Here is a 26,650-nt window from a genome sequence, read left to right on the forward strand (position 1 = left end):
AAAAGATCCTTTTTTGCTGCTTGTGCAACTAAAGCATGCTTTAGTTGAATAAGAAAAATGAATTAATCTTCACTAATTACACCATATCTCATTTTTTCTCCCATCCATGCACTAACGTCTCTCCATCTTAGTCTTTTAGATGAGATCCAACTTACATCATAATTTATATACTTATTAAGGCTCCAACTACTATCATCAGCCCAATAAATTAATTCATCTTCAATTAACACAGAAGCTCCGTAAATTATTGAATCATAGTCCTCTGGAGGTGGTGAGATGTGAAATTGTTTAACACCTTCAAACAGTAATTCTATTGCTGATGTATTTTCAAACTGTCTTTGAAAAAGTATTCTTACATTAGTCCCTGATGTCATAGCCATTGATAAATCTTCATCTACATAACTATCTGTCCATAAATATAATTCTTTTAAACAACTATCATGGAATCCTCCAAATAACATTTGAAGATTCTTTATATCCTCAGTTGTTTTAATCTCATTCCATTTCATTATTACTCACCATCCCCCAACAGTTCGTTTTATGTAACTAATGCATGCTTTAGTTGCATAAGGTTTGTAGTTACTTTTTTTCATTTGAAGTTCCTTTAGCTGAACCTGTAAATGGATTGATTTCATAAGATAAATCCCTGCCAGCCTCTTTTTCTTCCTGATGAATTCTTTTTCCTAAAGATGCATAATACCAAAACCATACACCCAAAGCTAAGATACCACCGATTGTTGAAATCCAAAAAGCCATTTAAATTCCCTCCAAAAAGTTCCAAATGGAAGCACGAATATATTTATTCTCTTAAAACAATATTCTTTTTATGCTTAAAAAACCTCATCATAAGGATTTGCCTCTTTCCCTACATTCCTTATCTCCGAACTTGTCCATTTCCACGAATCACGTATTTTGTAGAAGTCAATGCAGGAAGTCCCATTGGTCCCCTTACATGTAGCTTTTGCGTACTGATGCCGATTTCTGCACCAAAGCCGAATTCAAAACCATCAGTAAAGCGAGTCGAAGCATTATGGTAGAGCGCCGCGGCATCTACGGACGTGAAAAACTTGTTCACACTTTCTTCCCTTTCTGTAATAATCGCTTCGGAATGCATGGATCCATAAGTATTGATGTGGTTAATAGCTTCCTCAACAGAGGAGACCATTTTGACTGCCAGCGTGAGAGACAAAAATTCAGTTCCCCAGTCTTCTTCTGAAGCAGGTACAATAGAAGAATCGATAGCCAGTGCCTTCTTATCTCCACGTAGCTCTACTCCTTTTTCCTTTAAGGAAGAAAAGAGCTCGGTACCAAATCGGTGCGCCCACTCCTCATGAAGTATAATTGTTTCAATTGCATTACATACAGATGGTCGCTGTGTTTTTGCATTTATAATAATATCAAATGCCATCTGTTTATCCGCTGTTTCATCAATGAAAATGTGACAATTTCCCGCACCTGTTTCCAATACAGGAACAGACGCTTCTCTTACTACAGTATCTATTAGCTGTTTGCCACCTCTTGGGATAAGAACATCCAAATACTCATTTAATGTAAACAGCTGCTTTGCACTATATCGTGACGTATCTTCAATGAGCTGTACGCTTTCTGGAGGCAAGCTCGTTTGTTTAAGAGCTCGGTGAATGACAGCTACGATGGCTTTGTTAGAATAAGTAGCGGAAGAACTGCCACGCAAGATCACTGCGTTTCCTGTTTTCAAGCAAATTGTGGCCGCATCCACAGTTACATTCGGTCGCGCTTCGTAAATCATCCCGACAACACCTAGTGGCACACGCATTTCTTGAATAGACAATCCATTCGGTCTTTCCCATGTGGTTACACATTCTCCAACAGGATCACGCAAATCAATTAGCTGCCGGATACCCTCTGTCATATCAATAATGCGCTGTTCATTCAGCGTAAGGCGGTCAAGTATAGAAGCAGACATTCCTTTTGCTTTACCTACTTCAATATCTCTTTTGTTCTCCTCCAAAATATAGGGTGTTTCTATTATCAATTGATCCGCAATCGCAGCAAGTGCCTTGTTTTTTTGAACTGTGGATTTGAGAACAAGTTCTCCAGCTATCTTTTTCGCTTTTTGTCCCTTTTCTAATACTTCATTCATCTTCATTTCCTCCTTTTAAAGATTCAAAATATAAAAACTTGAGGCATGTTTAACTTTGACAACTTGGAACGATCATCCAAGACTCTTCTACATAGATATTAGGTGAATCAATCAGATTTAGGACGGAGGATTCCGCCCTCTTCACTTGAACGGATCCTCTCTATTCTTAAAATGAAACCCAATTATCCCTATGAATGACTTCATAGCTATGTCTTACGCGTTGAGCCTGAATGACGTGACTCTGCATCCCTTTTATATCCTGTAGTTCCTCTGCACTATATCTACACTGACCTTTCCCTATCAAGAGTCCTTGTTGTGTGATGACCTCCACAACTTCGCCCGCTCGAAAGAACCCAGACACATTAGTAACACCAGCAGGAAGAAGACTTTTTCCATGATGAATGATGGCAGAGGCTGCCCCAGCATCTACTTCAATTTGTCCACTAACAAGCGAATGTAGCGCGATCCATTGCTTGTTCATCTTAATCACTTTTCGAGGAGCATTACCGATATACGTTCCATCACCTTTACCCTTCAAAACATCTAAAAACTTCTCCTGTCCACGTCCTGTTCCGATAAATACACTCACTCCAAGAGATAGTGCCGTCTTTGCAGCATCGATTTTTGATCTCATACCGCCAGTCCCAAGTTTTGAACCCGCATCTTCAGCAAGAGAAGCAATTTCTTCCGTAACCTCAGGGAGGAAATAATACTTTTTCGCGTCCGCATTTTTCTGAGGGTTTTGGTCATATAAACCGTTCACATCCGTAAAAATCATGAGCATATCCGCCGAAACAAGCCCACTCACTAAAGCTGACAGCATATCATTATCACCAAAAGTCAGCTCCTCTAAAGAAATTGAATCATTTTCATTGATTATTGGAAGAGAGGAACGATTTAGTAGCTCTCCTAAAGTGGCATATGCATTACTGTATTGATCTTTTCTAGAAAAATCAATTCTCGTCAGCAAAAGCTGCGCGGTAACGATACCATATTTACGGAATTCCTCCGTATACGCCTGCATTAACAGACTTTGTCCTACAGCCGCGGCAGCCTGCTTCCCTTTAATTGTTACAGGTCGACTTGGATACCCAAGAGCAGAAAAACCTGCAGCAATTGCCCCAGATGTAACCAGCAACACTTCATGTCCTTCCTGTTTCAATTGCGCCAAAGCAGCAACATGTTCAGAAAGCTGTTCCTCAGAGATACCTCCATGATTAACTGCCAAGGAACTGCTTCCAATTTTCACGACAATTCGCTGTTTTTTCACTTTTGTCCCTCCTATTCTAAATGCGAATTTTTTTGTAAATTAAACTTCTAACATGCTATTTAGCAATAAAGAGCAAAATAAAAATGACCGCTTCGCCCTTAATAAAAAGGACGAAACGGTCATTGTTCCGCGGTACCACCTTTATTGATATAAATATATATATCCGCTTGACACCTATAACGAAGGTATACGCCTAAACTTTCGTTTAAGACTCAGGGATAGGTTCGATACTTTCTAAACGAGGAATCTTTCAGCCGGTGAATTCCACTCTCTTTCGCAAGAAGATATATGTACTAGTTCCCTTCGACGATTTTCAATTTGATTTTTATACATTATGCAATATAGTGCGTTTTTATGTCAAGAGGCATTTTTTAAATTAAATTAATTTTCTAAACATCTCTTAGCATAAAGTGAAATTCATGTCTAAACATAAGTTTTTTTATATTCATTACGTTGTTAATAGTGATGTATTACTAATCTTCAACATGATTTAAAATTTGATTAGTTAATATATAACAAAGATACTAAATTATTTAGAATATACGCGTTTCATACAGAATAAAACTGATTTCTATATTTTTTTATATTGCAAAAAACAATGTACTCTCTTAAAATGTTTTTTTATATTGCATGGGATATTATTAATTTTTTCAGAATAATAATTTCAAACCGATATAATTTATTTTAGAAGGAGCAAAATTGAGTAAATATGGATAAACAAATTGGATTCATTGGATGCGGAAATATGGGGATAGCTATGATTGGTGGGATGATAACCAAAAATATAGTGCCTTCGGATAAAATAATTTGTTCAGATTTAAACCATACAAATTTAAAAAATGCTAGTAAAAAATATGGTATAACTACAACTACTGACAACAATGAGGTAGCTAAAAATGCTGACATTTTAATTTTATCTATCAAACCAGACCTATACTCATCAGTAATTAACGAAATAAACGAACAGATAAAAAACGATGTTATAGTCGTAACTATCGCTGCAGGAAAAAGCATTAAAAGTACTGAGGAAGCTTTTGATAAAAAGTTAAAGGTTGTAAGAGTAATGCCTAATACACCTGCTCTTGTTGGAGAAGGAATGTCTGCGTTATGTCCTAATGAAATGGTTACAGAAAAAGATTTAGAGGATATACTGAACATTTTTAATAGTTTTGGCCAAACAGAGATAGTAAACGAAAAATTAATGGATGTTGTAACATCTGTAAGTGGTTCTTCGCCAGCATATGTATATATGTTTATAGAAGCCATGGCAGATGCTGCTGTATTAGATGGTATGCCAAGAAATCAAGCATATAAATTCGCAGCTCAAGCTGTATTAGGCTCTGCAAAAATGGTACTGGAAACGGGAATACATCCAGGTGCATTGAAAGACATGGTTTGTTCTCCAGGTGGAACGACAATAGAAGCTGTAGCAATATTAGAGGAAAAAGGCTTAAGAACAGCTATCATTTCAGCTATAAAGCGTTGTACGCAAAAGTCTGTTGAACTATCCAGTCTCATAAAACATATGTAAAACAAAAAAAGGCGATTTTTTGTTCAGTTTTGAACGAAAAATCGTCTTTTTCGGTTCTAGTGCAAAAATTTTAATATATGTGCGGCTGCTTCCTTATGGTCTTTTATTCTTTTATTATTTTATTCTCTTGATCTTAAAGGTTTTCGCTTCGTTCGGTATTACGACTTGCCGGAAACGGAACAGGAACGTAAGTTTAGCTGAGAAGATTCATTCTCTATGCAAAACACGTTCATACCAATGGGCATTAAAAAAAGCAGCAAAATTAAATGAAGCTGCCAAAAATAATCCATTTGAGTATATTGTGTATCAAAGCCATTTAGTTAGTTTAAAAATGTTTATTAAAATGCTTCTTCAATATCAAGAGCATCTATCAATCTTAGACGAACAAATAGATACTCTCGCTAAAGACATTGAAGAATATGAGATAATCCAGTCTATTCCAGGCATCGGAGAAAAAATCGCGGCAACGATTATCTCTGAAATTGGTGAAATAGATCGGTTTAATCATCCTAAAAAATTAGTAGCCTACGCAGGTATAGATCCAAGTGTACATCAGTCTGGAAAATTTACTGCCACTATTAATCGGATCACCAAAAGAGGTTCTAGTAGACTTCGCCACGTTCTATATATGGCTGTTCTTTGTGGTATTAGAAGTTCCAGAAATAAACGATTAAAAGAATTTTACGATAGAAAACGCGAAGAAGGAAAACCTTCAAAAGTCGCAATAATCGCTTGTGTTAACAAACTACTTCATTGGATATATATCCTAATGTAAAGGAAAGAAACTTTCCTAGATTTAAGCTAAATACCAAAATTACGAAGTAATAACAAAACCTTCCAATAAGGTTATGGAAGGCTATTTGGCATGCACATTTTAGTATAGCATGTGACTTTTAAATTGTTTATTGAAAAATATTGACATCCTATTAGCTGGTTTTGTTGAATAAAAAAAATCGACTAAACAGCCGATCTTGTTGTTCAACTAATGCATGCTTTAGTTGAATAAGCAATTAATTTTTTCTTTTTCATTGTAAGTTCCATTAGACAGTTTTTTTCTTTTTCGGGATTTCCCTCACTTTGTTTATTATTTTAAAAAGCAAATATAATGCTAAATAAAAAAGTAAGTAGTTAACGATAAAATCACCTACTTGAAAGTTCCATTGCCCCGTTTCGGTTATACCGTAAACCCTATATGGCTTTCCAAACCAATGATAATATGGTAATTCCTTGGCTGCCGTAGGGATAAAAGCAGTTATGATTGTTATTGCCAAACTAATTAACGGTAGATGCTTTTTCATACATCCCCTCCAGCTCATAATTGAGAAAGCACAATACACTAAGTATATCCCTACCGATTTTGGTATGGGCGATTTGTTTTTCTCTATACAAATTGTATAAACAAAGGTACAGTCGCAACTACAAAACATAATACTCCGATAATCTTAAATTTTTTATCTCCATATATCAGATTCATTACTCCTAATAAAATAAATGTACTCGTTTCAAGTAAATTTGAAATAAGTTCATTTAGGTTTGTGGGATTGTTAATATAATCAATTTTAAAAATTGTCAAAGCAATTATGTCTAATATAAATAAATAAATAAATAAATGGTTTAGATATTCTTTTTTCAATTTTGATTTACCCCTTCGATGTTAATTGCAGTTAATTATACATCGTAAATCTACTACTGTAACTTGGGGGAATTCAGACTTTTCCACATAATTTTCGGATAATCCTTATTGTACTAAACTGCCATTATGTTGCATAAAAAAAGACCGACGAATCGTCGATCATGTTGTTCAACTAAAGCATGCGTTAGTTACATAACTCCCTTGAACAATTTTACACTTAGTTTTCTACTTACAAAATTCATCTATATACTCTAAAAAATCTTTAATAAAATCTGAAGCTAAATTAGACAAACCTTTTGCTTCAGAATAAATAAGCCAATAATCAGTCTCGAAAAATTGATTATTTTCTTTAACTGGAATCATTTTTACATCTCCATTAATTACTAAATCATTATTTATAAAGAAAATTTTTGGTGCAATAAAAATTGCATCACTATCTTTTGCTATTTCTATAATTGACCTTGATCTATTTGAATTTAAAAACACTTGATTTGGAGATAAGTTAAACAATTTGCATAATAAATTTAAATGTGAGCGTCTATAAGTTAAAAGTTTTACACCCTTTAGATCATTTGGTGTTATGTATTCCAATGAATACAATGGTGAACTTCTTCCAGCTCCAAGGCAAAAATGACTCTTACAAATTTGTATATAAGATATATTTTTTAGCTTTTTTAATCTTTTTAAAGGATCTGGAGTAATTGCAAAGTCATATTCTTCTTTTATAATAACTTCTATAATATCTTCGCTATCTACCTCTGTTAATTCAAAAGTAATATCATTATGCGCTAATTTATATTTCAAGACTGTGTCCTGAAGGTGATAATTTAATCCAACTGTTGTAGCAATTTTTAAATGCTTTTCATTCTTATTTTTGTTAATCTCATTATTCATTTTATTTATTAATTTTATGATAGAAGTTGCTGTTGAAACAACTATTTTACCATCAATAGTAGGAGTAATGCTTCTTTTTGTTCGATTAAAAATTTTAATTCCTAGTTCATTTTCTAGCTGAGAAATAGATTGACTTAATCCTGAAGTAGATATGTCGAGCTTTTCTGAAGCTTTTGTAATCGACTTTTCATTTGCGACAGTGACAATATGCTCCATTTGTTCAAAATTCATATTTAAAAACCTCATTTTTTTAAAAATATAAAAAAAGTTCATTAAAAAGTTCTTCTTTTTATTACTCAATTTTTAAAATTGAGTAAATCTCACCCTCACTTAAGTAGAGTCTTCTATTCACTATTTTGAGTAATTTTTATGTTTATTTTCTCAAAAATGGTCCTTTTTTATGTGTAAAAAAAGTTTTAAAAACTTTTCTTCTTCAACTAATCTGCATTTTGTTGAACAAAAAAAGAGCTGCCGAAGCAACTCACGTTGTACAACTAACGCACTGCGTTAGTTTAATAAAAAAACACTAATAAATTTTTATTAGTGGGCATCCTTCATATATCCATTTAAACAAATCAGTAGAGAGCACTTTTCCATTTGTAGGATTCATATCACCAACATCGACGGTTATTAATTGACTCATTTCTTTTCCTTGTAACATAAGAAACACTGTTCCGCCGCTATCATCTCCTATTGCAACATACCCTGTCGCATATTCAGACACTTCATAGGTTAGATTTCGTTCTACAAGATCTTGAGTACCGTAAATAAGAACTCCTTCATCAGTTAAAAATCCATTCACCTGTTGAAGTAAATTTATATATACCACACACAGGTAAATTACAGTCCATCTCTTGTTCAACTTCACAAATCTCTTTTTTACTGGTACCTTTGTTTATAATGTCTATATTTAAATTAGAAAGGTTCATTTTATCCTCCTAAAGCAAAATTTATTTCTATCATACAATTTATTATTTAATCAGTCTTTCCTTATTTAACTAAATTGCCATTTAGTTAAATAAGAAAAACATCAATCCACTCTATCAAATTCAAATCATAAAAAATAAAAAAACAGAAACCAGTCATACAATCGACTGTTTCTGTTTTTTTATATTATTTCCCTTTATTACGTGTCATTACGTCAAACACAACCGCAAGAACAAGAACTGCTCCTCGAATGATGTATTGGTATGAGATATCAATACCCATTAAGTTCATCCCACTTGTTAATGAAGCCATTACGAATGCACCAATAATTGTACCTGTTACTTTACCAACACCACCAGCAGCAGAAACACCACCTACATAAGCTGCAGCAATTGCATCTAACTCAAACATTGTACCTGCTTGGGGAGAAGCAGATGCAAGTCGAGCTGTAAACAATACGCCTGAAAGGGCTGCAAGCATACTCATTGAACCGAATACAATGTAAGTGATTTTCTTTACGCTAATTCCACTTAACTGTGCTGCTTCAGGGTTTCCACCAACTGCATAAATGTGACGCCCTAAAGGAGTTCTTGTTGAGATGAAGTGGTAGACTACTACAACAATAAACATGATTACAGCAGTCCAAGAAATTCCTTGATAGCCTGCTAGAATATAGCAAATGTAACCAATGATACCAGAAATAAATAATAGTTTTATAATTTGCATCGGCATTGAAAGTACTTCAAATCCGTACTTTATGTTTACGTTTCTCTTTTTAAAGTCACTCCATATAAGAAGAATAATAGAGATTGCACCAATTAAAAGTGTTGAAATGTGTAAGCCGTTCAAATCTCCTAAGCTAGGAATATATCCATTTCCAATTGCTTTGAAGCTTTCATTAGAAACGATAATTGTGCCTGTGTGAACAAGAGACATCAGTAATAGTCCCTTAAAGATCAGCATTCCTGCTAATGAAACAACGAATGACGGGATTCCTAAATTTGCAACAAAGAAACCATTAATTAAACCAATAATTGCACCAAATACTAGAACTGCAATGATTGAGATCCAGACCGGCAAACCATATTGTGTTAAAAATAGAGCGACTACTGCTCCTAGAAAACCAGCAACGAAACCAACAGATAGGTCAATATGTCTAATGACGATTACTAATGTCATCCCAACTGCAAGGACTGCAACATAACCTGTCATATTGATTAAATCACTTAAGTTACGAGATGACATAAATAATCCATCTGTATTTAAAGTAAATACTAACATTATTACTGCAAGGGCTATATACATTCCATATTCACGGATGTTTTTCCTTAATAACATGCCTGCTTCTTGAAAAAAGTTCATTTTATTCAACCTCTCTTAAACGGTAGCTAGAGCCATAACGCTCTCTTGAGTTGCTTCTTCTCTTGATAATTCCCCGGTTATTTTGCCTTCTGCCATAACATAAATTCGATCACTCATACCAAGGACTTCTGGAAGTTCAGAGGAAATCATGATAATGCTCATGCCTTGTTCAACCAGTAGATTCATAAAACTATAGATTTCAAATTTTGCACCTACGTCTATTCCACGAGTAGGCTCATCGAGAATAAGTACATTCGGATTCGTAAATAACCACTTACTCAACGATACTTTTTGCTGATTACCACCACTCAATTTCCCAACAATTGAAGTAATTGAAGGAGCTTTTATGTTTAACTTGTTTAAGTAATCATTTGTAACAATAATTTCCTCATGTTGATTAATCACGCTTGACTTGGAAATTTCGAATAAGTTCGTAATCGAAATATTATTTTTAATATCTTGTTCAAGGATCAATCCGTCGCCTTTACGATCCTCTGTTACATAGGCTATACCAGCTTTTATTGCATCTTTTGGATGTTTAAAACGCTTTTGCTCACCTTGCACTAAAACAGAACCATCAAGCTTGAAATTTGTTGGATTTCCAAAAATACTTTTTGCTAGTTCTGTTCGACCTGATCCCATCAATCCAGCAATACCGATAATTTCGCCTTTTCGAACATTTAGATTGATATTATGAAGAATTTTTCGACCTAATTTTGGATCGTACACATCCCAGTCTTTTAATTCTAATGAAACTTCACCAAACTTTTGATTTGGACGCTTCGGATAAATATCATCAATTTCACGACCAACCATATGTTTGATAATTGTGTTTTCGGTGATTTCTTCTTTATTTAAAGAGCAAATTGTTTTCCCGTCACGAAGTACAGTAACCGTATCTGCAACAGCAATTACTTCTTTAAGTTTGTGCGAAATCATAATACAAGAAATGCCTTGGTTCTTTAATTCTTCCATTAAGAAAAGTAGGTTTTCACTATCGTCTTCATTTAAAGCAGCTGTAGGCTCATCAAGAATAAGCAATTTAACATCTTTACTAAGTGCTTTAGCAATTTCAACAAGCTGCTGTTTACCTACACCTAATTCTTTAATTTGCACATCCGGATTTACATCCAATTTTACTTTTTTTAACATTTCGATTGCTTTTACAATGGTTTCATTGAAATCAACAGTCATTCCCTTTTTAATTTCATGTCCGATAAAAATATTTTCATATACGGATAGTTCAGGAAAAAGCGATAATTCCTGATAGATAATCCCAATACCCTTTTTTTCACTATCACTAATTTTGGAAAACTTTTGAACTTCATCTCCAAAAACAATATCACCTGTATATGTTCCAAATGGATAAATACCGCTTAAAACTTTCATTAAGGTCGATTTTCCAGCACCATTTTCACCAACTAAGCAATGTATTTCCCCTTTTCTAACTTTGAAATTAACATCGCTTAATGCTTTTACACCTGGAAACTCTTTTGAGATATTTCTCATCTCTAAAATAAATTCACTCATATGATCCGTCTCCCGAATTTGCCATCTACTTGAGTCATTGATTAAATTGAACAAAATAGTGACGGTTAGACCATCACTATTTTGCAAGTTTTTTCTTCTATTAATTACTTCAATCCAGTGAAGTCTGAAGCACTATAGTATCCAGAATCAACTAAGTCTTTCTTCACTGTGCTTTGATCAACAACAATAATATCTGTTTGTTTTGTTTTGATATCAGCTTTACCGTTGTTTGTAACGCCTGAAGCATCAGGTGTTTCATTTTTTAAGATTGAAGTTGCAGTAGCGATTGCATCTTTAACTAAAGTACGAACATCTTTGAAAACAGTCATAGATTGTTTGCCATCAATAATGTATTGTACAGAAGCTTTTTCAGCATCTTGACCAGAAATTACATATGAAGAAACGTCTTTATCTGATTTAAATGTATCAGCGATTGAACGAGCAGTTCCATCATTTGGAGCAAGAACTAATACATCACCTTTGTCAGCTTTTGAAGCTTTTGTTAAGTTAGATGAAGCTAAGTTTTTAGCAACGTTGAAATCCCAGTTAGTTGTAACTTGACCAATAATTTTTGCTTGCTCATCACGAGTTAAATCAGCTTTAGCTTTTAAGCTATTTGCAGCTGCTGAATTCTCAACTTTGAATGTGCCATCAGCAATTTTTGGTTGAAGAACTTTCCAAGCACCTTGGAAGAATAAGAATGCATTGTTATCAGATGCAGCACCTGCGTATAGGTATAAAGGTTGACCAGTTTTACTTGAAGCATGGTCTACAAGATATTGTGCTTGTGCAGCACCTACAGCAACGCTATCAAATGATACATAGTAATCAACTGCGTCAGTACCTGTAATTAAACGATCGTAAGAAATTACTTTAACACCAGCAGCTTTTGCAGCATCAGCTGAAGCAGCAGCAGCAGCACCGTCTTGAGGACAAATAATTAAAACTTTGATGCCTTTTGCAATTAAAGAATCAACGTTTGCTTTTTCTTTAGCAGAGTCACCTTGTGAGAATAAAATTTCAACTGAGTAATCTGTATCTTTTAAAGCATTTTTAAAGCGAGTTTCATCTTGAGTCCAACGTGGCTCATCTTTTGTAGGTAAAACGATACCAATATCAACTTTACCATCCTTACTTTTCTTACCAGCAGAAGTGCTATCACTTGATGTTGCTGAAGATCCACATCCAGCTGCAACAAGAGTCATTACTAAAAATACTGAAATTATTGCAAAAATCTTTGATAACTTTTTCAAAGTGTTTCCCCCTTTTTTTCTGGTTACGCTTTCATAAATAAGGTTATCACGATTTTTATTGGAAACGCTTACCCATTTCCTTCACTCTTTTGTCTATTATCTGCACTAATTTACCTCACCACAGAAAACGTTTACATTCAGAATATTAAAACTAGCATTATCTTAACTTTAGGACATATTAGTACAGTTAATTTCGATTTCAAACAAAAAAAGAGTCAAACTGAAAACTCAATAAAAGTATGTGCAAATTAAAAGCAATTCGTAAATACGATTATTAAGTATGTCGTTAGACCCTTTTATCATTATTTCTTAAATCTAATGTAAGTGAAATTTTTAATCTTTCAAAGCTAGTAAAATATTGATTAGTTAAATTCAAGTATTAAAAAACTCTCCTCTTATTCACTTTAAATATTCATTAATACCTTTTTTCGATATTCCTTAGGAGATTCATTCGTACATTTTTTAAATACTCGACTAAAATAATTTGGATCATTATAGCCTACTTGGTAACAAATTTCTTTTAAATTTAATTCTCTTTTTCCCATTAATTGTTTCGCTTTATTAATTCTCAAATTCATTAAATAATCACTGAAAGTCTCACCTGTTTGCTTTTTAAATAGTTTGCTAAAGTAAACTGGATTCAATTTTAAATAGTTGGCAACTTGCTCAAGTGAGAGATCCTCTATGAAGTGATGAGAGATATATTCCCTGGCCAGTATCATCAGATGATTCGTTTTGATTTCTTTTTCTCGATCGATCTTTGTAATTAAATTAATGATTTGTTGCTCCACAATCATCTTCAATTGACTGATTTCATTAATGTCTGGAATATGAAATTTTTCAACTTCGATCGATGAATTGCGGAGAGATTGGAAAATTTGATTAAATAATGAATTCAATTCTTTTCTAACTTGAGAAACATCATAATTAACAAATCTTTCATATAGATGATTGAATTGGTTCATAACATCTTCTAAATCAGCTTTTCTAAAAGTATCGATTAAAACTTGTTTTTCCTCGTCCGGTATACTCAATGAAAGACTCACTGAATGCAGATTAACACGTGTTAACTCATCGCACTTTAAACTTGCATGAAATGCCTCATTATAAGATTGTCGTAATCCTTCAATTCCTTTCTTTAAAGACCCAATGCCAATCACTGTTTGATAACCAGTTTGATTTTCGATGTATTCGATGGTTTTTAAAGCATCTTGATAGAGTACAAGCGATTGCAGATCGACTTCTCGGTTTGGCTGCACTGGAATAAATATGGCTAATTGACCATCTACAACAGGGCTAATTAAACAATTCCTCGAAGATTTCATAAAATGCCTAACACATTCATAAATTCTCCTTTGCTCCTTGTCATTTTGACTAATTTCTTTAGGCAATTTAATGACGTTCGCATAACCTAACTCGATTTCGAAACCGAGAATACCAGACAATTGAGACACATTTAGTTCTTGAACAGTATTAAACATTAACATTAACGTATATTCATTTTCAGTGAGAGGACGTATAATCGATAAATTTTCAATAGCCTCTAATTCTTGTAATCTTTTCTTATGATCATCTTCTATTTCATCGATCATCTTTTGAAGTAAAGAGATGATATGATCCTTTTTAGCAGGCTTTAAAATATAATCTTTAACACCTAATGAAATGGCTTCTTGTGCATAAGTAAAATAGTCATATGCAGTGACAATGAATATTTTCGTATCAGGTAGTTTTTGCTTTATAACAGAAACAGCTTCAAGCCCTTGAATACCGGGCATTTTTATATCCATAAAGATAATATGAGGCTGGTATTCTATTGATTTTTCAATCGCAACTCGTCCATTTTCAGCTTGTTCAAATTGAAATTGATTAGGCATTGATCGATTTATCATCAATTCAAGTCCCTCACGCTCTAATGGTTCATCATCAACAATTAATAAACGATACATAGGTACCTCCTTTTATTTAAAATTTTCATGAGACAGGAAGCTTTAATATAATGGTTGTCCCTTTATTTATTTCACTTTTGATATCAACAATATCTTCTTCTCCATAAAAGAGGCGCCAGCGTTTAAACACATTTGTTGTACCTAATCCAGTTGAGCTTTTTTGAGAGATGATCGGCATAGACGACGTTAAAAGAGCCTCTCTAGTCTCTTCTTTCATACCAGCACCATTATCATAAATTTCGATGTAAATATATTTTTCATGATTCTTGATTGTAATCCCTATTACTGCTCCTTGCTCCATCCCCTCTATACCATGTATAAATGCGTTTTCAAGAAGTGGTTGCAATGTTAAACAAGGAACTTTATTTCCTAAACAAGACTCCTCTATATTTAATTCAAAGCGTACACGATCTCTAAACCTCGCCTTTTGAATCGAAAAATATTCCTCAGCATTTCTGACTTCTTCCAAAAGAGTTACAGGCTCGTCTAATTTTCGTAAATTATAACGTAGCAAATTCGAGGTCGACACAGTCAGATCACTCGTTTGCTCAGCTCCTTCAATATAAGCTAACTTAGATATAACGTTTAACGTATTGAACAGGAAATGCGGGTTTATCTGACTTTGTAAAGCTTTTAACTCAAGCTCCTTTACAAGTCGGTCCTTCTCTACAATTTCGATATTTTTTATCATTAGATTGCTTAAGTTCTTAGACATTTCATTGAGGATTTTACCAAGAATACCGATTTCATTATTTCGATACAATGTAGGGGGATCCACATTGAAATTACCTTTACCAATTTGTTTAGCCATATAAACTAATCGATTGATTGGAATGACAATACTTCTAGACAGCCAAATTGCAAAAACAATACTAATGATAGTCGTTATAACGAACAACTGGACACCTAATTGATTCATAGACTGAGTATTTGCAATAATCTTTCGAAAAATAGGCTGATAATTACTTAGCTCTAAATCAACTAAGTTTTGACTATCCTCTCTAATAAACCCTGATATTTTCTCTATATCTCGGTATTGATCTGTATAACCTGAAAAATTTTGAGAGACTAAATTATCTGTAATCGACGATTCTAACTCTAGAAAAGAATCAATCATATGAGTAAAGTTTTCTAACACAAGCTGATTATTTTTAGTAGCATTATGCGTTAATAATTCCTTTTTTAATTTTTGTAAATTGCTTTTATGCTGCAATATCGATCGATAGTTTTTTGGCTGTGGATTAATAATATAACTACTGACCAAGCTTAAATTCTCCTGGGTTTCAGAAGAGATTTGTTTATATAAAAATATTTTATTAATCATTAAATTATAACTCTCTTGAACTTTCTTACCATTTTCAAAAATAAAAAATGAAACAAGATTTAATAAAATAACTAGAATAGGAATAAAAATAAATAGCTTTGTCCTAATTTTCAACGTTTCTCCTCCTGATCAACGTTTCTTTCGTCACCACCTCGGTTGGTGTAAAATTTTCTTTATTAATAACTTTTCCATGTAAAGAATCAATTAATAATCCTACAGATTGAAAGCCCATTTCATATGGCTTCTGAATAACAGTTGCTTTAATCGAATCATCTTGAACTGCCTGGAGTGTTCCTTCGATATTATCAAATCCAAATATCTCAACTTGATTTAACTTTAAATTTTTTGATGCATTCAAAATGCCAATCGCGTCTAAAGCACTTGTACCAACCATAACTGAAATGTCTTTATTATTACGTAGCATACTTTCAGTTTGAAGCTTTGCTTGAATAATCGATATATTAGAGGACTCAATATCCTTTACGACTAATTTCGGATGCTTTTTAACAATACTTAAAAAGCCGTTTAGTCTCGCCTGCTGACTTTCTGATTTTTCACTTCCTATAATAACGCCAATTTTCCCAACACCATTCGTTTCCTCTACTACAACTCTTCCTAACTGCTCTCCTGCATTAAAATTATTTGTACCAACATAAGCAATACGCTTACTTTTTGGCGCATCTGTATCAATCGTAATAACAGGAATATGTTGTGTAACCGCTTTATTAATTACGGGCGAAAAAGTATTCTCATCAAGACTTTGTACGATAATACCGTCCACTTGAGAAGCAATTGCCTTTTCTAATAACTTAATTTGTTCTTCAGGACTTGTACGTAAAGGACCAATGTATTCAACGTTTACTCCAAATTTTTCTGCAGCAACATCTGCTCCTTCTTGTACTTTCCTCCAATAAGGATTATCAAACTCCTGCGAAATAAGGACAAAATGGAGTTTTTTCTTCGCTTCCACTTCTCGATCCTGTAATTTTTGAACTGAATTTTCAATATTTCTAGCATTTATTTCAAAATGAATAAGTACATAAACAAACAATAAAAAAAGTACGCTTAAAATAATCGACCATTTTTTTTCTTCCATAATTTCCTCCAGTCCTATATTAAAATAGTACATTTTGATTATACAGTTTACAAGACTATTAAACTTTACAATTTTTTCCCTTTTTTTTATACTAATTTTCCAATTGTTTTATTAATAAGTTTCACGTTATACTATACTTCATTTGTTATATCAAACATCTTCCATTAACTTTTAAATCGTTATATTGAGATTTTTTACAAAAAAAAAAAAATGATCCCCTTTCTATAATAGGAGATCATTTTCATAAAACTTTTTTTGCATTTAATTAATATATTCTTCTTGCTAACTCTAAGTATTTTAACTAATCTCCATAACGCATTGGTTGACTCAGGAAAAGTGCACAAAATATCTTTACACTTTTTTATTTTGTTTCCACTTAATTTGCTCAGAATTAATAATGTTGGGTTACAATTTCTAACTTAAACTGTCATTTTTGTTTCCTCAACCTGATAGATCGGATTAAATTCACCTTCGGACTTAGACACTACAACAGTAGCAACACCGTTTCCAATAAGATTAGTAACCGCGCGTGCTTCCGACATGAAACGGTCAATACCAAGAATGAGTGCCATTCCCTCTACTGGGATTGACGGAAATACCGCTAATGTTGCGGCTAATGTCACAAACCCAGAACCAGTAACTCCCGCAGCACCTTTAGAAGTCAACATTAATACTCCTAATAACGTAATCTGCTGCCAAATGCTTAGATCAGCACCATAAGCTTGTGCAATAAACAATGCTGCCATTGAGAGATAGATAGAAGTCCCATCAAGATTAAAAGAATAACCTGTTGGAATAACAAGCCCTACTACTGATTTTGAGCAGCCATATTTCTCTAGCTTTTCCATCATCTTCGGCAATGCTGCCTCAGATGATGAAGTTCCAACAACAAGAAGGATTTCTTCTTTTATATAAGCGATAAATTTGAAGATATTAAAACCGAACATTTTAGCAATTCCGCCAAGAACTAGAACAATGAATATAGCCATTGTTAGGTAAACAGATCCCATTAGTTTTCCAAGATACATCAGCGAGCCGATCCCGAATTCTCCAATCGTATATGCCATCGCACCGAAAGCGGCAAATGGAGAAACTTTCATGATAATATTAACAATTCCGAAGAACACTTCAGTAAATTTTTCAAAAAGCTCTATGACCGGTTTGCCTTTATGGCCTAAATGGGCAAGAGAAATACCAAACATTATTGCAAGTAGGAGCACTGGTAGAAGCTGACCGTTTGCAAATGCCCCAATAAAGCTATCTGGTATAATTGAAGCGATAAAGTCCATAAAACCATGGCTTGTTTCCGCAGCTGCCTTAGTATATTGAGAAATATCTCCTTTTCCTGTAGCTGCATCAATCCCTCTACCTGGCTTTAATATATTTGCAACAATAATACCAATCGCTAAAGAGATTGTCGAAACGATTTCAAAATAAAGTAAGGCCTTCCCACCAATTTTGCCAACTTTCTTTATATCCCCCATTCCAGCAATCCCAATAACAATGGTTAAGAAAATAATCGGTGCAATCACAACTTTTACTAGTTTAATAAAAATATCAGCAATAACCTTTAACTGTGAACCGAAATCTGGAAATGCGAACCCTACCAAAACACCTAGAAAAATTCCTAGAATAACTTGAGTTGTAAGACTTTTAAAATTAATTCTCAATGTGCTTTACCTCCAATCATTTATTTGAAAACGATTACATTTTTTTGAATTATTTACATGTTACAATTTTGTGAACGTTTTAAATAGTTAAAATAACTTTATAAATTGTTTTGTAATTAAAGTAAGTAACAAAATCACGGTGTTTAGTTTAATTGGGCTATATTTTATAGTAAATTGGAAAAGTATGAATAAAATCCATTAGAGCAATTTCGGTTCAATATGATAAATCTAGTAAATGCTAATTTTTATTAATAGTTACTAGTAATTTTACGGAGGTAAATGTGCGCGATCAGCGATTTAGATTTAAATTAAGTACGATTATCATTTTTTTTGTTTGTTTAGTCGTTCTACTATCTTTAATGATTACTGATTTATTAATAAGTAACAGTGTCAGTAATAAACTTATAAAAAATCAAGAAGAAAAGGCCATAATTGTAGCTAGAACTGTTGCTAAATCACAAATTGTAATTGATGAAATAAGTGACGGACACCCCAGTACTGCAATTCAAGATTATACAAATGAAATACAAACTGCTACAAATGTATTGTTTATTGTTGTAATGGATATGAACGGGATCCGTAAATCCCATCCAAATCCAGAAAAAATCGGCAAACATTTTGTTGGTGGTGATGAAAAGGCAGCACTAAAGGGTAAAGAATATGTATCAATCTCACATGGAACCTTAGGTGAATCAGTTCGTGCATTTACCCCCATATACAATATAAGAAATGAACAAATCGGCGTTGTAGCAGTCGGAATATCACTTAAGAGTTTAGAATCAGTACTTGGCAAAAGTCATTGGAACATTCTGATCGTTACAGTTCTTGGTTTAATAATAGGCATCATTGGTGCCATTTTACTTGCAAGGTATATTAAAAGGACATTGCTGGGACTCGAGCCCTTTGCCATTGCAAGGATTCTTGAGGAGAGGAGTACAATGCTCCAATCTGTTCATGAGGGAATTATCGCAGTCGATAATCATTCAATCATTACTTTGGTAAATAAATCAGCTTTACAAATCTTTCAAAAGGCTGGGCTTTCTCAGAAACCCGTTGGCATGAAAATAGATGAATATATGCCATCAACGAGATTGGATTACGTTTTGGAAACAGGTAAACCTGAATTAGATGAAGAACAAAACATAAACGGTGTCTCCATCCTCGTTAACCGAGTTCCACTTGTGGTAAATGGTGAAGTCGTTGGAGCGATTTCCACTTTCCGAGATAAGACCGAAGTAAATCAGTTGGCCGAACAATTAACAGGGGTAAAAATGTATGCGGAATCCCTTCGCGCCCAGTCCCACGAATTTATGAACCGACTTCACGTCATTCTTGGTATGGTCCAAATGAAATCCTATGATGAATTATCAGATTTTATCCGAACTTTAGTGAACTATCAAAATCAAGAATATGGAAATATTACTCAACATATTAAAGACCCTGCTCTGGCCGGATTTATTATGGGAAAATTAAGTTATGCCAGGGAAGAAAATGTGGAGCTATCTTTTGAATGCACTAATGTCATTCCAGAGCCGAAAGACCCTCATTTTACTCAAGATTTAATAACCATTCTTGGGAATTTGATCGATAATTCAATAGAAGCGATGTCTGATACTGAAGAAAAAACAGTGGAAGTAATTTTTAATTACACTGATAAATTTTTAACAATCGAAGTTTTAGATTCAGGACCTGGAATGTCTGATGAGTTACAAAAGAAAGTATTTGAAAAAGGTTTTTCCACAAAAGGAGAAAATCGTGGCTATGGCCTTTATTTGGTTGCAAATAGTATCCAAAATCTAAATGGGGAATTAATAATCGACTCAAAATTACTACTAGGGACTGAATTCCATATACAAATTCCATATGAAGAAAAGAGGCATGATAATGATTAAGGTCTTAATTGTAGAAGATGATCCGATGGTTGCTGAATTCAACAAACGTTATCTTAAAGAGATAAAAGGTTTTAGTTTATTAGGGATTACCCATACCGTGAAAGATGCCATTGCGTTCCTTAAAAATGAACAGGTAGACCTTATATTGCTAGATGTTTATATGCCTGGTTCGACTGGACTTGAATTGCTTAGTTTTATTCGGGAACAAAACATGGCAGTAGATGTCATTCTAATAACTGCAGCTGCAGACAAAGAAAAAATTCATACAGCTTTGAGATATGGTGCAATAGACTATCTAATTAAACCGTTTGAGTTTGAAAGATTTAATCAGGCCTTGATGAAGTATAAAGATAAATATAATTTTTTTGCAAATAAAAACTTATTTAGTCAGGAAGATCTGGATGAACAGTTCTTTAGTATAGATCAAAAACCTGTCGGAGAAGCAATGAGTAATTTGCCTAAAGGCTTAACTAGCAGTACTCTACAGGTGGTCATAAATGTGATCAAGTCAAAAGGAAACAGTCAGTTTACAACTGATGATATCTCTGAGACCACCCTTATATCACGAGTGTCGATAAGAAAATATTTGAAGTTTCTAACCAGTATTGGTGTCCTTGAAGAGTCTTTGACATATGGAATTGGAAGACCAGTCTATTTGTACACACTAAAATCAGATAAACTAAATCAAATATGCACTTGATGAACGTGTTGCCAAAGCAGTGGCAAAAGCTGTAGCGGAGGCCGCAATTCAGCCGAAGAAGAGAATTAGTTTAGCAAATTAAGTTAATAAAAAAATGAAAAGGCACTGACTTTGATAATCAGTGCCTTTTTTCAATACATGGATCCTAAAGATTCTTGTCCTATTTTTAAACGATTAAGATGGAGACGGAAATCTCGCAGCTTCAAAATGAGTACTAACTGCACCATCAACATTTGCTCCGATCACACCAGCTAAGCTACTTTGAGCAAAAACCTCAACCTTATCCATAGCATTTAGTTTCAGGATTGTCGAAACATTTACAGCATTTCCGAAGTTTATTGGACCAAAGAAATCGTTATCGATAGCGATTGCGGGTCGTCCATTCACACGAATTTCGATCCGTGTTCTATAGTTGACATTGTTGTTATTTGGGATAAAAGAAATCGTAGCAGAAATTAAATAGACCCCATTATTTTTTGGTCTAAATACTGAAGTAAATGGATTATATTCATTTGCTAAATCAAATTGTTTAAGTTGATAATTTACTTTTACAAAAGTGTTTTCAGGAACAGTTTGATTTGCATTATTAACAGCTCTAAAGGCTGATGCAATATTAATATTCTCTTTATTCTCTTCATTTGAATCGTTTGGTTTTTTCATTTTTGGAGGCACACTTATCACTTCACTCTCTAATAAACTCCTATCATTATATTGGGACTAAACTTAAGTGATTGTATGCTTGTCCAAGTACGATAACTATTTATGGCAACTTAATTTAAAAACTTAATAGATAATCTTATTAACTAATAAGTTCTGTTAAATTAAAATTTTGATCTACTAATCAGTAAAAAAAGTGCTTTACTCATTTAAAGTAAAGCACCAGTTAATTGAGGAACGAGTATAGCATAAGTGTAGTGCTTGCATGAACTGCCTTAAGTAAGGCTTATTCATAATCACCATCTATTTCAATTATTATTAATTATCTCTTCTACAAGTTTTTGTTAAGGCGTTTTTTCCATAGATACGTTAAGGTAATAAAGATATAGATGCAAAGTGTAATGATCGTTACGATGATCGGTGTCGTGAAAATGATTCCGATTAGAATCATCATTAAAGCGATTATCACTGCCCAAGTCGTATATGGAAACCATTTAACTGAATAGTCACTTGTTTTTCCAGGTGACTGTTTACGTGATTTCAAATGAGCAAATGCAATGATCAACCAGATGAATAATACGGTATATCCCAGCGATCCCATCAAGAAATCGAAGGTCTTGCTTCCAGCAAATAAGGAAATCAGTACACCGCCAAATAAAGTGGAAGTACATATTAATATTGCATAAACAGGAACTTTTTTCTTAGATAATCTTGAAAAGATTTTCGGAATACGACCGTCCACAGCTTGCGTATATAGAACACGGGATGAACCATACAATCCAGAGTTCATCGATGAAATAATCGCTATTAGAACAACAGCGTTCATAATATGGTCAGCACCAGGAATCCCTATCATCTTAAAGACCATCACAAACGGACTTTCAGGCACCCCGTTTACTTTGTTCCAAGGAATTAAACTAACGATGATGAAAAATGGAATGATATAGAAAGAAATGATCCTCACCAATGTACTTCGAACAGCTTTTGGAACCACTTTTTCGGGATTTTTCGTTTCTGCTAATGTAACCCCGATAATTTCAGTACCACCATATGAATAAATTACCACCAGCATAGCCGAGATTAAACCTGTTGATCCATTCGGAAAGAAACCACCATGGTCTGTCAAGTTAGAGAAACCGACTGCTTTATGATCACCAAAATTCACGAGCAACAACACTAATCCAGCCAAGATGAACACAATGATGACAGTAATTTTAATTAAAGCAAGCCAGTACTCCGTTTCAGCAAAAACCTTTACTGATAGCAAGTTGATTGTTGTAACTAACACAGAAACAACTAATGCCAGTATCCAGATTGGATATTCAGGCAACCAATATTGAATGAAAATGGCAGCAACGACTGATTCGGCCGTGATGTTCAATACCCACATTTTCCAATAAATCCAATCAAGGAAATAAGCAGGATACTTTCCTAAAATAGATTGGACAAGATCCCTAAATGTTCTTGCATCGCTATTACGAACCGCCATTTCAGCTAAACCTTGTAAGATGAATAATAAGATGATGCCTCCTAGCAAGTAAGCAATTATGATGGAAGGGCCTGCCATATCAATGGCTGAACTACTTCCTTTAAATAAACCTGCCCCAATGGCACCTCCTAATGCCATCATCGTAATATGTCTTGACGTCATTGTCCTTTGTAATTTCCGTTTGTCCATTTTCATATCCTAACCTCCCAAAAAATCAAAAAAGGCATATCATCTCATTCTTCATAATCAAATGAAGAAAGAGACGATATGCCTTAGCTTACCGCGGTACCACTCTTATTGGCTCATTTCGAACCCTACTTTAAAAACCTTGTAACGAAGGTCAATCGTTAAAACCAGAGAAAAGATAAGACTAATCTTTCGCTTTACCACTCCCAGGCAAGTTCAAAGTATCATTGGACTGCGTTGCACCACCCCGCAGCTCTCTTTACCTAATAATTAACTTTTACTACTCCTGATCTTTGCGTTTTGATAAATATTTCTGAATATTTTTTATAATAACTAATACTATACGGACGAGAAGCAAACTTGTCAATAGTTTTTTTAGGATAATAATTTTGAAGAAACAAATCATAGGCTTATCGGTTCAATAGCAAAATAAATCCGTAAAATACTTTAATTGAAGTATCATCTGTCAATTTCGTTAGCCCTCACAACCTAAATAAATCAAACGATATTTGTTAAAATATTAATATTTATCAATTCATTTTTAATGGTCACATGTAAATACTAACTATGAATTAAATTTACTAAACGAGTTGGAGAGTGCAAAGAATGAATGAAATTATTGAAAGTCTGAAAAATATACACAATGAAGTAAGTGTTAAGCTTAGCAATGCTTTCAACTTCTCAGAAACCAATGATAAGCATAACCAAAGTTCACATCACGATTATACTGAATTATCTAAAGTTGCTAAAGAACACTTAGAACAAAATAAAGAACATCAAATAGCTAGGACTATTTTAAAAAATTTAGAAACATTACTTAGTGAGGTTGATAAAATAAAGAACGCTTAACTTTTAATCGTTATACATATCATGATCGATAAAAAACAATAATTAAAATAGCACTCCCAATTGATAAAGCACAAAAAATCTCTACGGAATCTTCCATAGAGATTTTTAAAAACGCATATTTTATTATCTTTTTGCCCCTGTAAAGCGTCTATTTAAAAACTTAGCAAACAATCTAGCAAATAGATTAAATAAAAGGATCATTACAATTAAGACTGCCGCAGATTTTGTAGCAATGCTTTGCGCATCTGGAACTATACCTTCTGAATTTAATTTCCAGATATGAACTGTTAATGTTTCTGCTGGTCTAAAAATATTAAACGGGTTCATCGGTGTATTTAATGGAGCAGCATTATTTAGAATAGGCGTTGTAAGTCCAGCAGTATAGATTAATGCCGCTGCTTCACCAAAAATTCTTCCAGCTGCTAAAATAATTCCCGTAATTAATTGTGGAATTGCTGTTGGGATACTAATTTTAGTAATTGTTTGCCACTTTGTAGCTCCTAATCCAAGACTACCTTCTTTACTAGTTTTAGGAACATTTAATAACGCTGTTTCACTTACCCTTGTTAAACCTGGAAGATTTAAGATTGAAATCGCTAGTGCACCACCAATTAAAGTGTAACCCCATCCAGTCATCGTTACAAATACTAATAAACCGAATAAACCTACTACGATTGAAGGTAATGAAGCCAACGTTTCAATACATAATCTTAAGAAATTTAAAAAACGACCTGGTTTAGCATATTCTGCCATATAAATCCCAGCTCCTACTCCAATCGGAACTGAAATAATTAATGTTAACACTAAGATATAAAATGAATTAAAAAGTTGTGGTCCTATCCCACCACCTGCTTGAATATTACTAGGTTTTCCAAACAGGAAATCAAAGTCCCAGAATCCCCAACCTTTAAAAATAATTTCACTCAATAAAAATAATAATAATATTACAACTAAACCAGCTATTAAACAAAGTATTCCCGTCCAAATCTTATCCATTTTTCTTGCCATCATGATTCATATCCTCCTTTTCTTCCAATTAATCGAATGATTAGTATAAAGACGAAGGATATCAGAAGTAAGATCATTGCTAGAGTCCATAAAGTGTTATTCCAAGCTGTACCGTTTAATGTATTTGCCATATCCATTGTTAAAATTCCTGTTAATGTTGCCGTTGGGTCAAAAATACCATTAGGGAACTTAACTGTATTTCCGATTACCATTTGTACTGCTAAAGCTTCCCCAAAAGCACGAGCAAGACCTAAAACGATCGCAGTTAAAATGTTTGTTTTTGCCGCTGGTACGATTGCCAACTTAATTGCTTGCCATCTAGTTGAACCTAGTCCATATGATGCTTCCAAATATGTTCTAGGAACAGCTCTCACAGCATCAGATGCTATACTTGCAATTGTAGGTAAAATCATAATACTAAGCACAATAATCCCCGCAATTAAGCTAAACCCTACTCCGCCTACAGTATTTCTAATAAGAGGAACTAATATTGTTACGCCAAGAAATCCATAAACTACCGAAGGAATACCGACTAGAATTTCCAATACTGGAATTAATACTTTTTCACCAAACTTCGGTGAAATAAAATTCATGAAAATTGCTAATGCAATCGCAATTGGTGCAGCTATAATTACAGCACCAACAGATACTAGAATTGAGCCAACAATAAAAATTAAGGCACCATATGTTGGATTTGAAGCATTATTTGGACTCCAATGTTTTGAAAACAAAATTTCACTTAACGATATATCATTTACTGTAAATGATTGGATTCCTTTACTAACAATAAATCCTATTATTGCTATTGTAATACCGATCATTAAGAAACCACATAAAGTTACAAGAGTTCTTCCAAGGTATTCAATTAGAAAAAAGTTTCTTTTTTTGAAATTCATGATAAACCCCTATCATCCATTAATAAATTAGTTTGAGAGTTGGTATAAAACCAACTCCCATTTTTTATATTATTCTAAACCTGTCATTTTTGAAGCCGGGATATAACCCATCTCAACTAACTTGTCAGCAAACTCATCGCCACTAATAAATTCAATATATTCTTTTACAGGAGATTTCGCATCGCCTTTTGTAATCATGTACTCGTAAGAATAGAATGGGTAATCACCTGCAACGATATTGTCTGTAGTAGATTCTTTTCCATCAATTTCCACAGTTTTTAATGCATCTTTTTTGTCGCCGATTAAATAAGAGTTAGCAAGGTATGAGATTGCACCAGGAGTAGAGTTTACAGCTTGCTCAACTGCACCGTTTGAGTCTTGAACTGTTCCTACGCCATCATTAATCTTAACGTCT

Annotated in this window: 23 protein-coding genes, 1 pseudogene and 2 other annotated features; of the genes and pseudogenes, 5 read left to right on the plus strand and 19 right to left on the minus strand. The window is 33.7% G+C overall.

All coding sequences use genetic code 11. The features are described 5' to 3' along the window. Positions 1 to 62: 62 nt before the first annotated feature. The 4 genes from EP747_RS23240 to proB all read right to left on the minus strand — a co-directional run bounded on the left by EP747_RS23240 (position 63) and on the right by proB (position 3,392). Positions 63 to 509, minus strand: coding sequence for a hypothetical protein (locus EP747_RS23240; protein ID WP_129692363.1), 447 nt, complete (start codon positions 507 to 509; stop codon positions 63 to 65). A gap of 70 nt (positions 510 to 579) precedes the next feature. Beyond that, positions 580 to 756, minus strand: coding sequence for a hypothetical protein (locus EP747_RS24465; RefSeq protein ID WP_165347265.1), 177 nt, complete (start codon positions 754 to 756; stop codon positions 580 to 582). 118 nt (positions 757 to 874) lie between these two features. Then, entirely contained in the window at positions 875 to 2,122 is a 1,248-nt protein-coding gene (locus EP747_RS23245; RefSeq protein WP_129692364.1) for a glutamate-5-semialdehyde dehydrogenase, read from the minus strand. A gap of 166 nt (positions 2,123 to 2,288) precedes the next feature. Next, positions 2,289 to 3,392 carry a glutamate 5-kinase gene (gene proB / locus EP747_RS23250; RefSeq protein WP_129692365.1) on the minus strand — a complete coding sequence of 368 codons (1,104 nt, stop codon included), beginning with the start codon at positions 3,390 to 3,392 and terminating at the stop codon, positions 2,289 to 2,291. A gap of 103 nt (positions 3,393 to 3,495) precedes the next feature. Further along, positions 3,496 to 3,708: a binding site (T-box leader), on the minus strand. A gap of 393 nt (positions 3,709 to 4,101) precedes the next feature. Here proB and proC point away from each other — a divergent pair. Beyond that, a complete protein-coding gene (gene proC, locus EP747_RS23255; RefSeq protein ID WP_088013172.1) occupies positions 4,102 to 4,923 on the plus strand; it encodes a pyrroline-5-carboxylate reductase in 822 nt (273 codons plus the stop codon). Between the two features lie 124 nt (positions 4,924 to 5,047). Continuing rightward, positions 5,048 to 5,698, plus strand: a pseudogene (locus tag EP747_RS23260) (IS110 family transposase); the annotation flags it as partial. 265 nt (positions 5,699 to 5,963) lie between these two features. Here EP747_RS23260 and EP747_RS23265 read toward each other — a convergent pair. The 10 genes from EP747_RS23265 to EP747_RS23315 form a co-directional block, all read right to left on the minus strand. Continuing rightward, positions 5,964 to 6,221, minus strand: a complete 258-nt coding sequence (locus EP747_RS23265) for a hypothetical protein (RefSeq protein WP_129692366.1) — start codon at positions 6,219 to 6,221, stop codon at positions 5,964 to 5,966. A gap of 560 nt (positions 6,222 to 6,781) precedes the next feature. Beyond that, the gene (locus EP747_RS23275; protein ID WP_165347267.1) at positions 6,782 to 7,681 is read right to left on the minus strand and encodes a LysR family transcriptional regulator; all 900 of its coding nucleotides are present in this window, start codon (positions 7,679 to 7,681) and stop codon (positions 6,782 to 6,784) included. Between the two features lie 295 nt (positions 7,682 to 7,976). Further along, entirely contained in the window at positions 7,977 to 8,318 is a 342-nt protein-coding gene (locus tag EP747_RS23280) for an SMI1/KNR4 family protein (RefSeq protein ID WP_419179343.1), read from the minus strand. A 245-nt stretch (positions 8,319 to 8,563) separates the two neighbouring features. Beyond that, positions 8,564 to 9,739: a sugar ABC transporter permease gene (locus tag EP747_RS23285; protein ID WP_129692370.1), complete on the minus strand. Its 1,176-nt coding sequence runs from the start codon at positions 9,737 to 9,739 to the stop codon at positions 8,564 to 8,566. Positions 9,740 to 9,754: 15 nt separating this feature from the next. Continuing rightward, complete coding sequence (locus EP747_RS23290; RefSeq protein ID WP_129692371.1) at positions 9,755 to 11,269, minus strand: sugar ABC transporter ATP-binding protein; 1,515 nt, start codon at positions 11,267 to 11,269, stop codon at positions 9,755 to 9,757. A 104-nt stretch (positions 11,270 to 11,373) separates the two neighbouring features. Next, positions 11,374 to 12,522 (minus strand): sugar ABC transporter substrate-binding protein, encoded by a 1,149-nt coding sequence (locus tag EP747_RS23295; RefSeq protein ID WP_235832979.1) that lies wholly within the window; start codon positions 12,520 to 12,522, stop codon positions 11,374 to 11,376. A 404-nt stretch (positions 12,523 to 12,926) separates the two neighbouring features. Next, positions 12,927 to 14,468 carry a response regulator gene (locus tag EP747_RS23300; protein WP_129692372.1) on the minus strand — a complete coding sequence of 514 codons (1,542 nt, stop codon included), beginning with the start codon at positions 14,466 to 14,468 and terminating at the stop codon, positions 12,927 to 12,929. A gap of 25 nt (positions 14,469 to 14,493) precedes the next feature. Next, on the minus strand, positions 14,494 to 15,906 hold the full coding sequence (locus tag EP747_RS23305) for a sensor histidine kinase (protein ID WP_129692373.1): 1,413 nt from the start codon (positions 15,904 to 15,906) through the stop codon (positions 14,494 to 14,496). Beyond that, the gene (locus tag EP747_RS23310) at positions 15,896 to 16,888 is read right to left on the minus strand and encodes a sugar-binding protein (protein ID WP_129692374.1); all 993 of its coding nucleotides are present in this window, start codon (positions 16,886 to 16,888) and stop codon (positions 15,896 to 15,898) included. Before EP747_RS23310 ends, EP747_RS23305 begins: the two co-directional genes overlap by 11 nt. A gap of 419 nt (positions 16,889 to 17,307) precedes the next feature. Continuing rightward, on the minus strand, positions 17,308 to 18,558 hold the full coding sequence (locus EP747_RS23315) for a dicarboxylate/amino acid:cation symporter (RefSeq protein WP_129692375.1): 1,251 nt from the start codon (positions 18,556 to 18,558) through the stop codon (positions 17,308 to 17,310). A 281-nt stretch (positions 18,559 to 18,839) separates the two neighbouring features. On the opposite strand from EP747_RS23315, the gene dcuS reads away from it, so the two are divergent. Together dcuS and EP747_RS23325 are read left to right on the plus strand one after the other, a co-directional pair. After that, positions 18,840 to 20,450: a DcuS/MalK family sensor histidine kinase gene (gene dcuS / locus EP747_RS23320; protein WP_129692376.1), complete on the plus strand. Its 1,611-nt coding sequence runs from the start codon at positions 18,840 to 18,842 to the stop codon at positions 20,448 to 20,450. Next, entirely contained in the window at positions 20,443 to 21,150 is a 708-nt protein-coding gene (locus tag EP747_RS23325; RefSeq protein WP_129692377.1) for a response regulator, read from the plus strand. Before dcuS ends, EP747_RS23325 begins: the two co-directional genes overlap by 8 nt. A gap of 174 nt (positions 21,151 to 21,324) precedes the next feature. On the opposite strand, the gene EP747_RS23330 is transcribed toward EP747_RS23325, so the two are convergent. Together EP747_RS23330 and EP747_RS23335 are read right to left on the minus strand one after the other, a co-directional pair. After that, complete coding sequence (locus EP747_RS23330) at positions 21,325 to 21,810, minus strand: ABC transporter permease (protein WP_235832980.1); 486 nt, start codon at positions 21,808 to 21,810, stop codon at positions 21,325 to 21,327. 328 nt (positions 21,811 to 22,138) lie between these two features. Then, a complete protein-coding gene (locus tag EP747_RS23335; RefSeq protein WP_129692378.1) occupies positions 22,139 to 23,491 on the minus strand; it encodes an amino acid permease in 1,353 nt (450 codons plus the stop codon). A 60-nt stretch (positions 23,492 to 23,551) separates the two neighbouring features. After that, positions 23,552 to 23,785 (minus strand) — a binding site (T-box leader). 303 nt (positions 23,786 to 24,088) lie between these two features. Between EP747_RS23335 and EP747_RS23340 the strand changes: the two genes are divergently transcribed. After that, the gene (locus EP747_RS23340) at positions 24,089 to 24,331 is read left to right on the plus strand and encodes a hypothetical protein (RefSeq protein WP_129692379.1); all 243 of its coding nucleotides are present in this window, start codon (positions 24,089 to 24,091) and stop codon (positions 24,329 to 24,331) included. Between the two features lie 123 nt (positions 24,332 to 24,454). Here the strand turns inward: EP747_RS23340 and pstA are convergent, their stop codons facing one another. The 3 genes from pstA to EP747_RS24470 all read right to left on the minus strand — a co-directional run. Continuing rightward, a complete protein-coding gene (gene pstA, locus EP747_RS23345) occupies positions 24,455 to 25,342 on the minus strand; it encodes a phosphate ABC transporter permease PstA (RefSeq protein WP_129692380.1) in 888 nt (295 codons plus the stop codon). Then, positions 25,339 to 26,235, minus strand: a complete 897-nt coding sequence (gene pstC, locus EP747_RS23350) for a phosphate ABC transporter permease subunit PstC (RefSeq protein ID WP_129692381.1) — start codon at positions 26,233 to 26,235, stop codon at positions 25,339 to 25,341. Before pstC ends, pstA begins: the two co-directional genes overlap by 4 nt. 69 nt (positions 26,236 to 26,304) lie before the next feature. After that, positions 26,305 to 26,650, minus strand: a 346-nt coding sequence (locus EP747_RS24470) for a substrate-binding domain-containing protein (RefSeq protein WP_328590757.1), incomplete at its 5' end; no start/stop codon positions are given.

It is taken from the genome of Gottfriedia acidiceleris (genome assembly GCF_004138285.1).
GTDB classification, from domain to species: domain Bacteria; phylum Bacillota; class Bacilli; order Bacillales; family Bacillaceae_G; genus Gottfriedia; species Gottfriedia acidiceleris_A.

What these genes read in the sequence shown, in the direction of transcription:
- EP747_RS23240 (WP_129692363.1), bottom strand. Translation starts at nt 509, where the DNA reads ATGAAATGGAATGAGATTAAAACAACTGAGGATATAAAGAATCTTCAA.
- EP747_RS24465 (WP_165347265.1), bottom strand. Translation starts at nt 756, where the DNA reads ATGGCTTTTTGGATTTCAACAATCGGTGGTATCTTAGCTTTGGGTGTA.
- EP747_RS23245 (WP_129692364.1), bottom strand. Translation starts at nt 2,122, where the DNA reads ATGAATGAAGTATTAGAAAAGGGACAAAAAGCGAAAAAGATAGCTGGA.
- proC (WP_088013172.1), top strand. Translation starts at nt 4,102, where the DNA reads ATGGATAAACAAATTGGATTCATTGGATGCGGAAATATGGGGATAGCT.
- EP747_RS23265 (WP_129692366.1), bottom strand. Translation starts at nt 6,221, where the DNA reads ATGAAAAAGCATCTACCGTTAATTAGTTTGGCAATAACAATCATAACT.
- EP747_RS23275 (WP_165347267.1), bottom strand. Translation starts at nt 7,681, where the DNA reads ATGAATTTTGAACAAATGGAGCATATTGTCACTGTCGCAAATGAAAAG.
- EP747_RS23285 (WP_129692370.1), bottom strand. Translation starts at nt 9,739, where the DNA reads ATGAACTTTTTTCAAGAAGCAGGCATGTTATTAAGGAAAAACATCCGT.
- EP747_RS23290 (WP_129692371.1), bottom strand. Translation starts at nt 11,269, where the DNA reads ATGAGTGAATTTATTTTAGAGATGAGAAATATCTCAAAAGAGTTTCCA.
- EP747_RS23300 (WP_129692372.1), bottom strand. Translation starts at nt 14,468, where the DNA reads ATGTATCGTTTATTAATTGTTGATGATGAACCATTAGAGCGTGAGGGA.
- EP747_RS23310 (WP_129692374.1), bottom strand. Translation starts at nt 16,888, where the DNA reads ATGGAAGAAAAAAAATGGTCGATTATTTTAAGCGTACTTTTTTTATTG.
- EP747_RS23325 (WP_129692377.1), top strand. Translation starts at nt 20,443, where the DNA reads ATGATTAAGGTCTTAATTGTAGAAGATGATCCGATGGTTGCTGAATTC.
- EP747_RS23330 (WP_235832980.1), bottom strand. Translation starts at nt 21,810, where the DNA reads ATGAAAAAACCAAACGATTCAAATGAAGAGAATAAAGAGAATATTAAT.
- EP747_RS23335 (WP_129692378.1), bottom strand. Translation starts at nt 23,491, where the DNA reads ATGAAAATGGACAAACGGAAATTACAAAGGACAATGACGTCAAGACAT.
- EP747_RS23340 (WP_129692379.1), top strand. Translation starts at nt 24,089, where the DNA reads ATGAATGAAATTATTGAAAGTCTGAAAAATATACACAATGAAGTAAGT.
- pstA (WP_129692380.1), bottom strand. Translation starts at nt 25,342, where the DNA reads ATGATGGCAAGAAAAATGGATAAGATTTGGACGGGAATACTTTGTTTA.
- pstC (WP_129692381.1), bottom strand. Translation starts at nt 26,235, where the DNA reads ATGAATTTCAAAAAAAGAAACTTTTTTCTAATTGAATACCTTGGAAGA.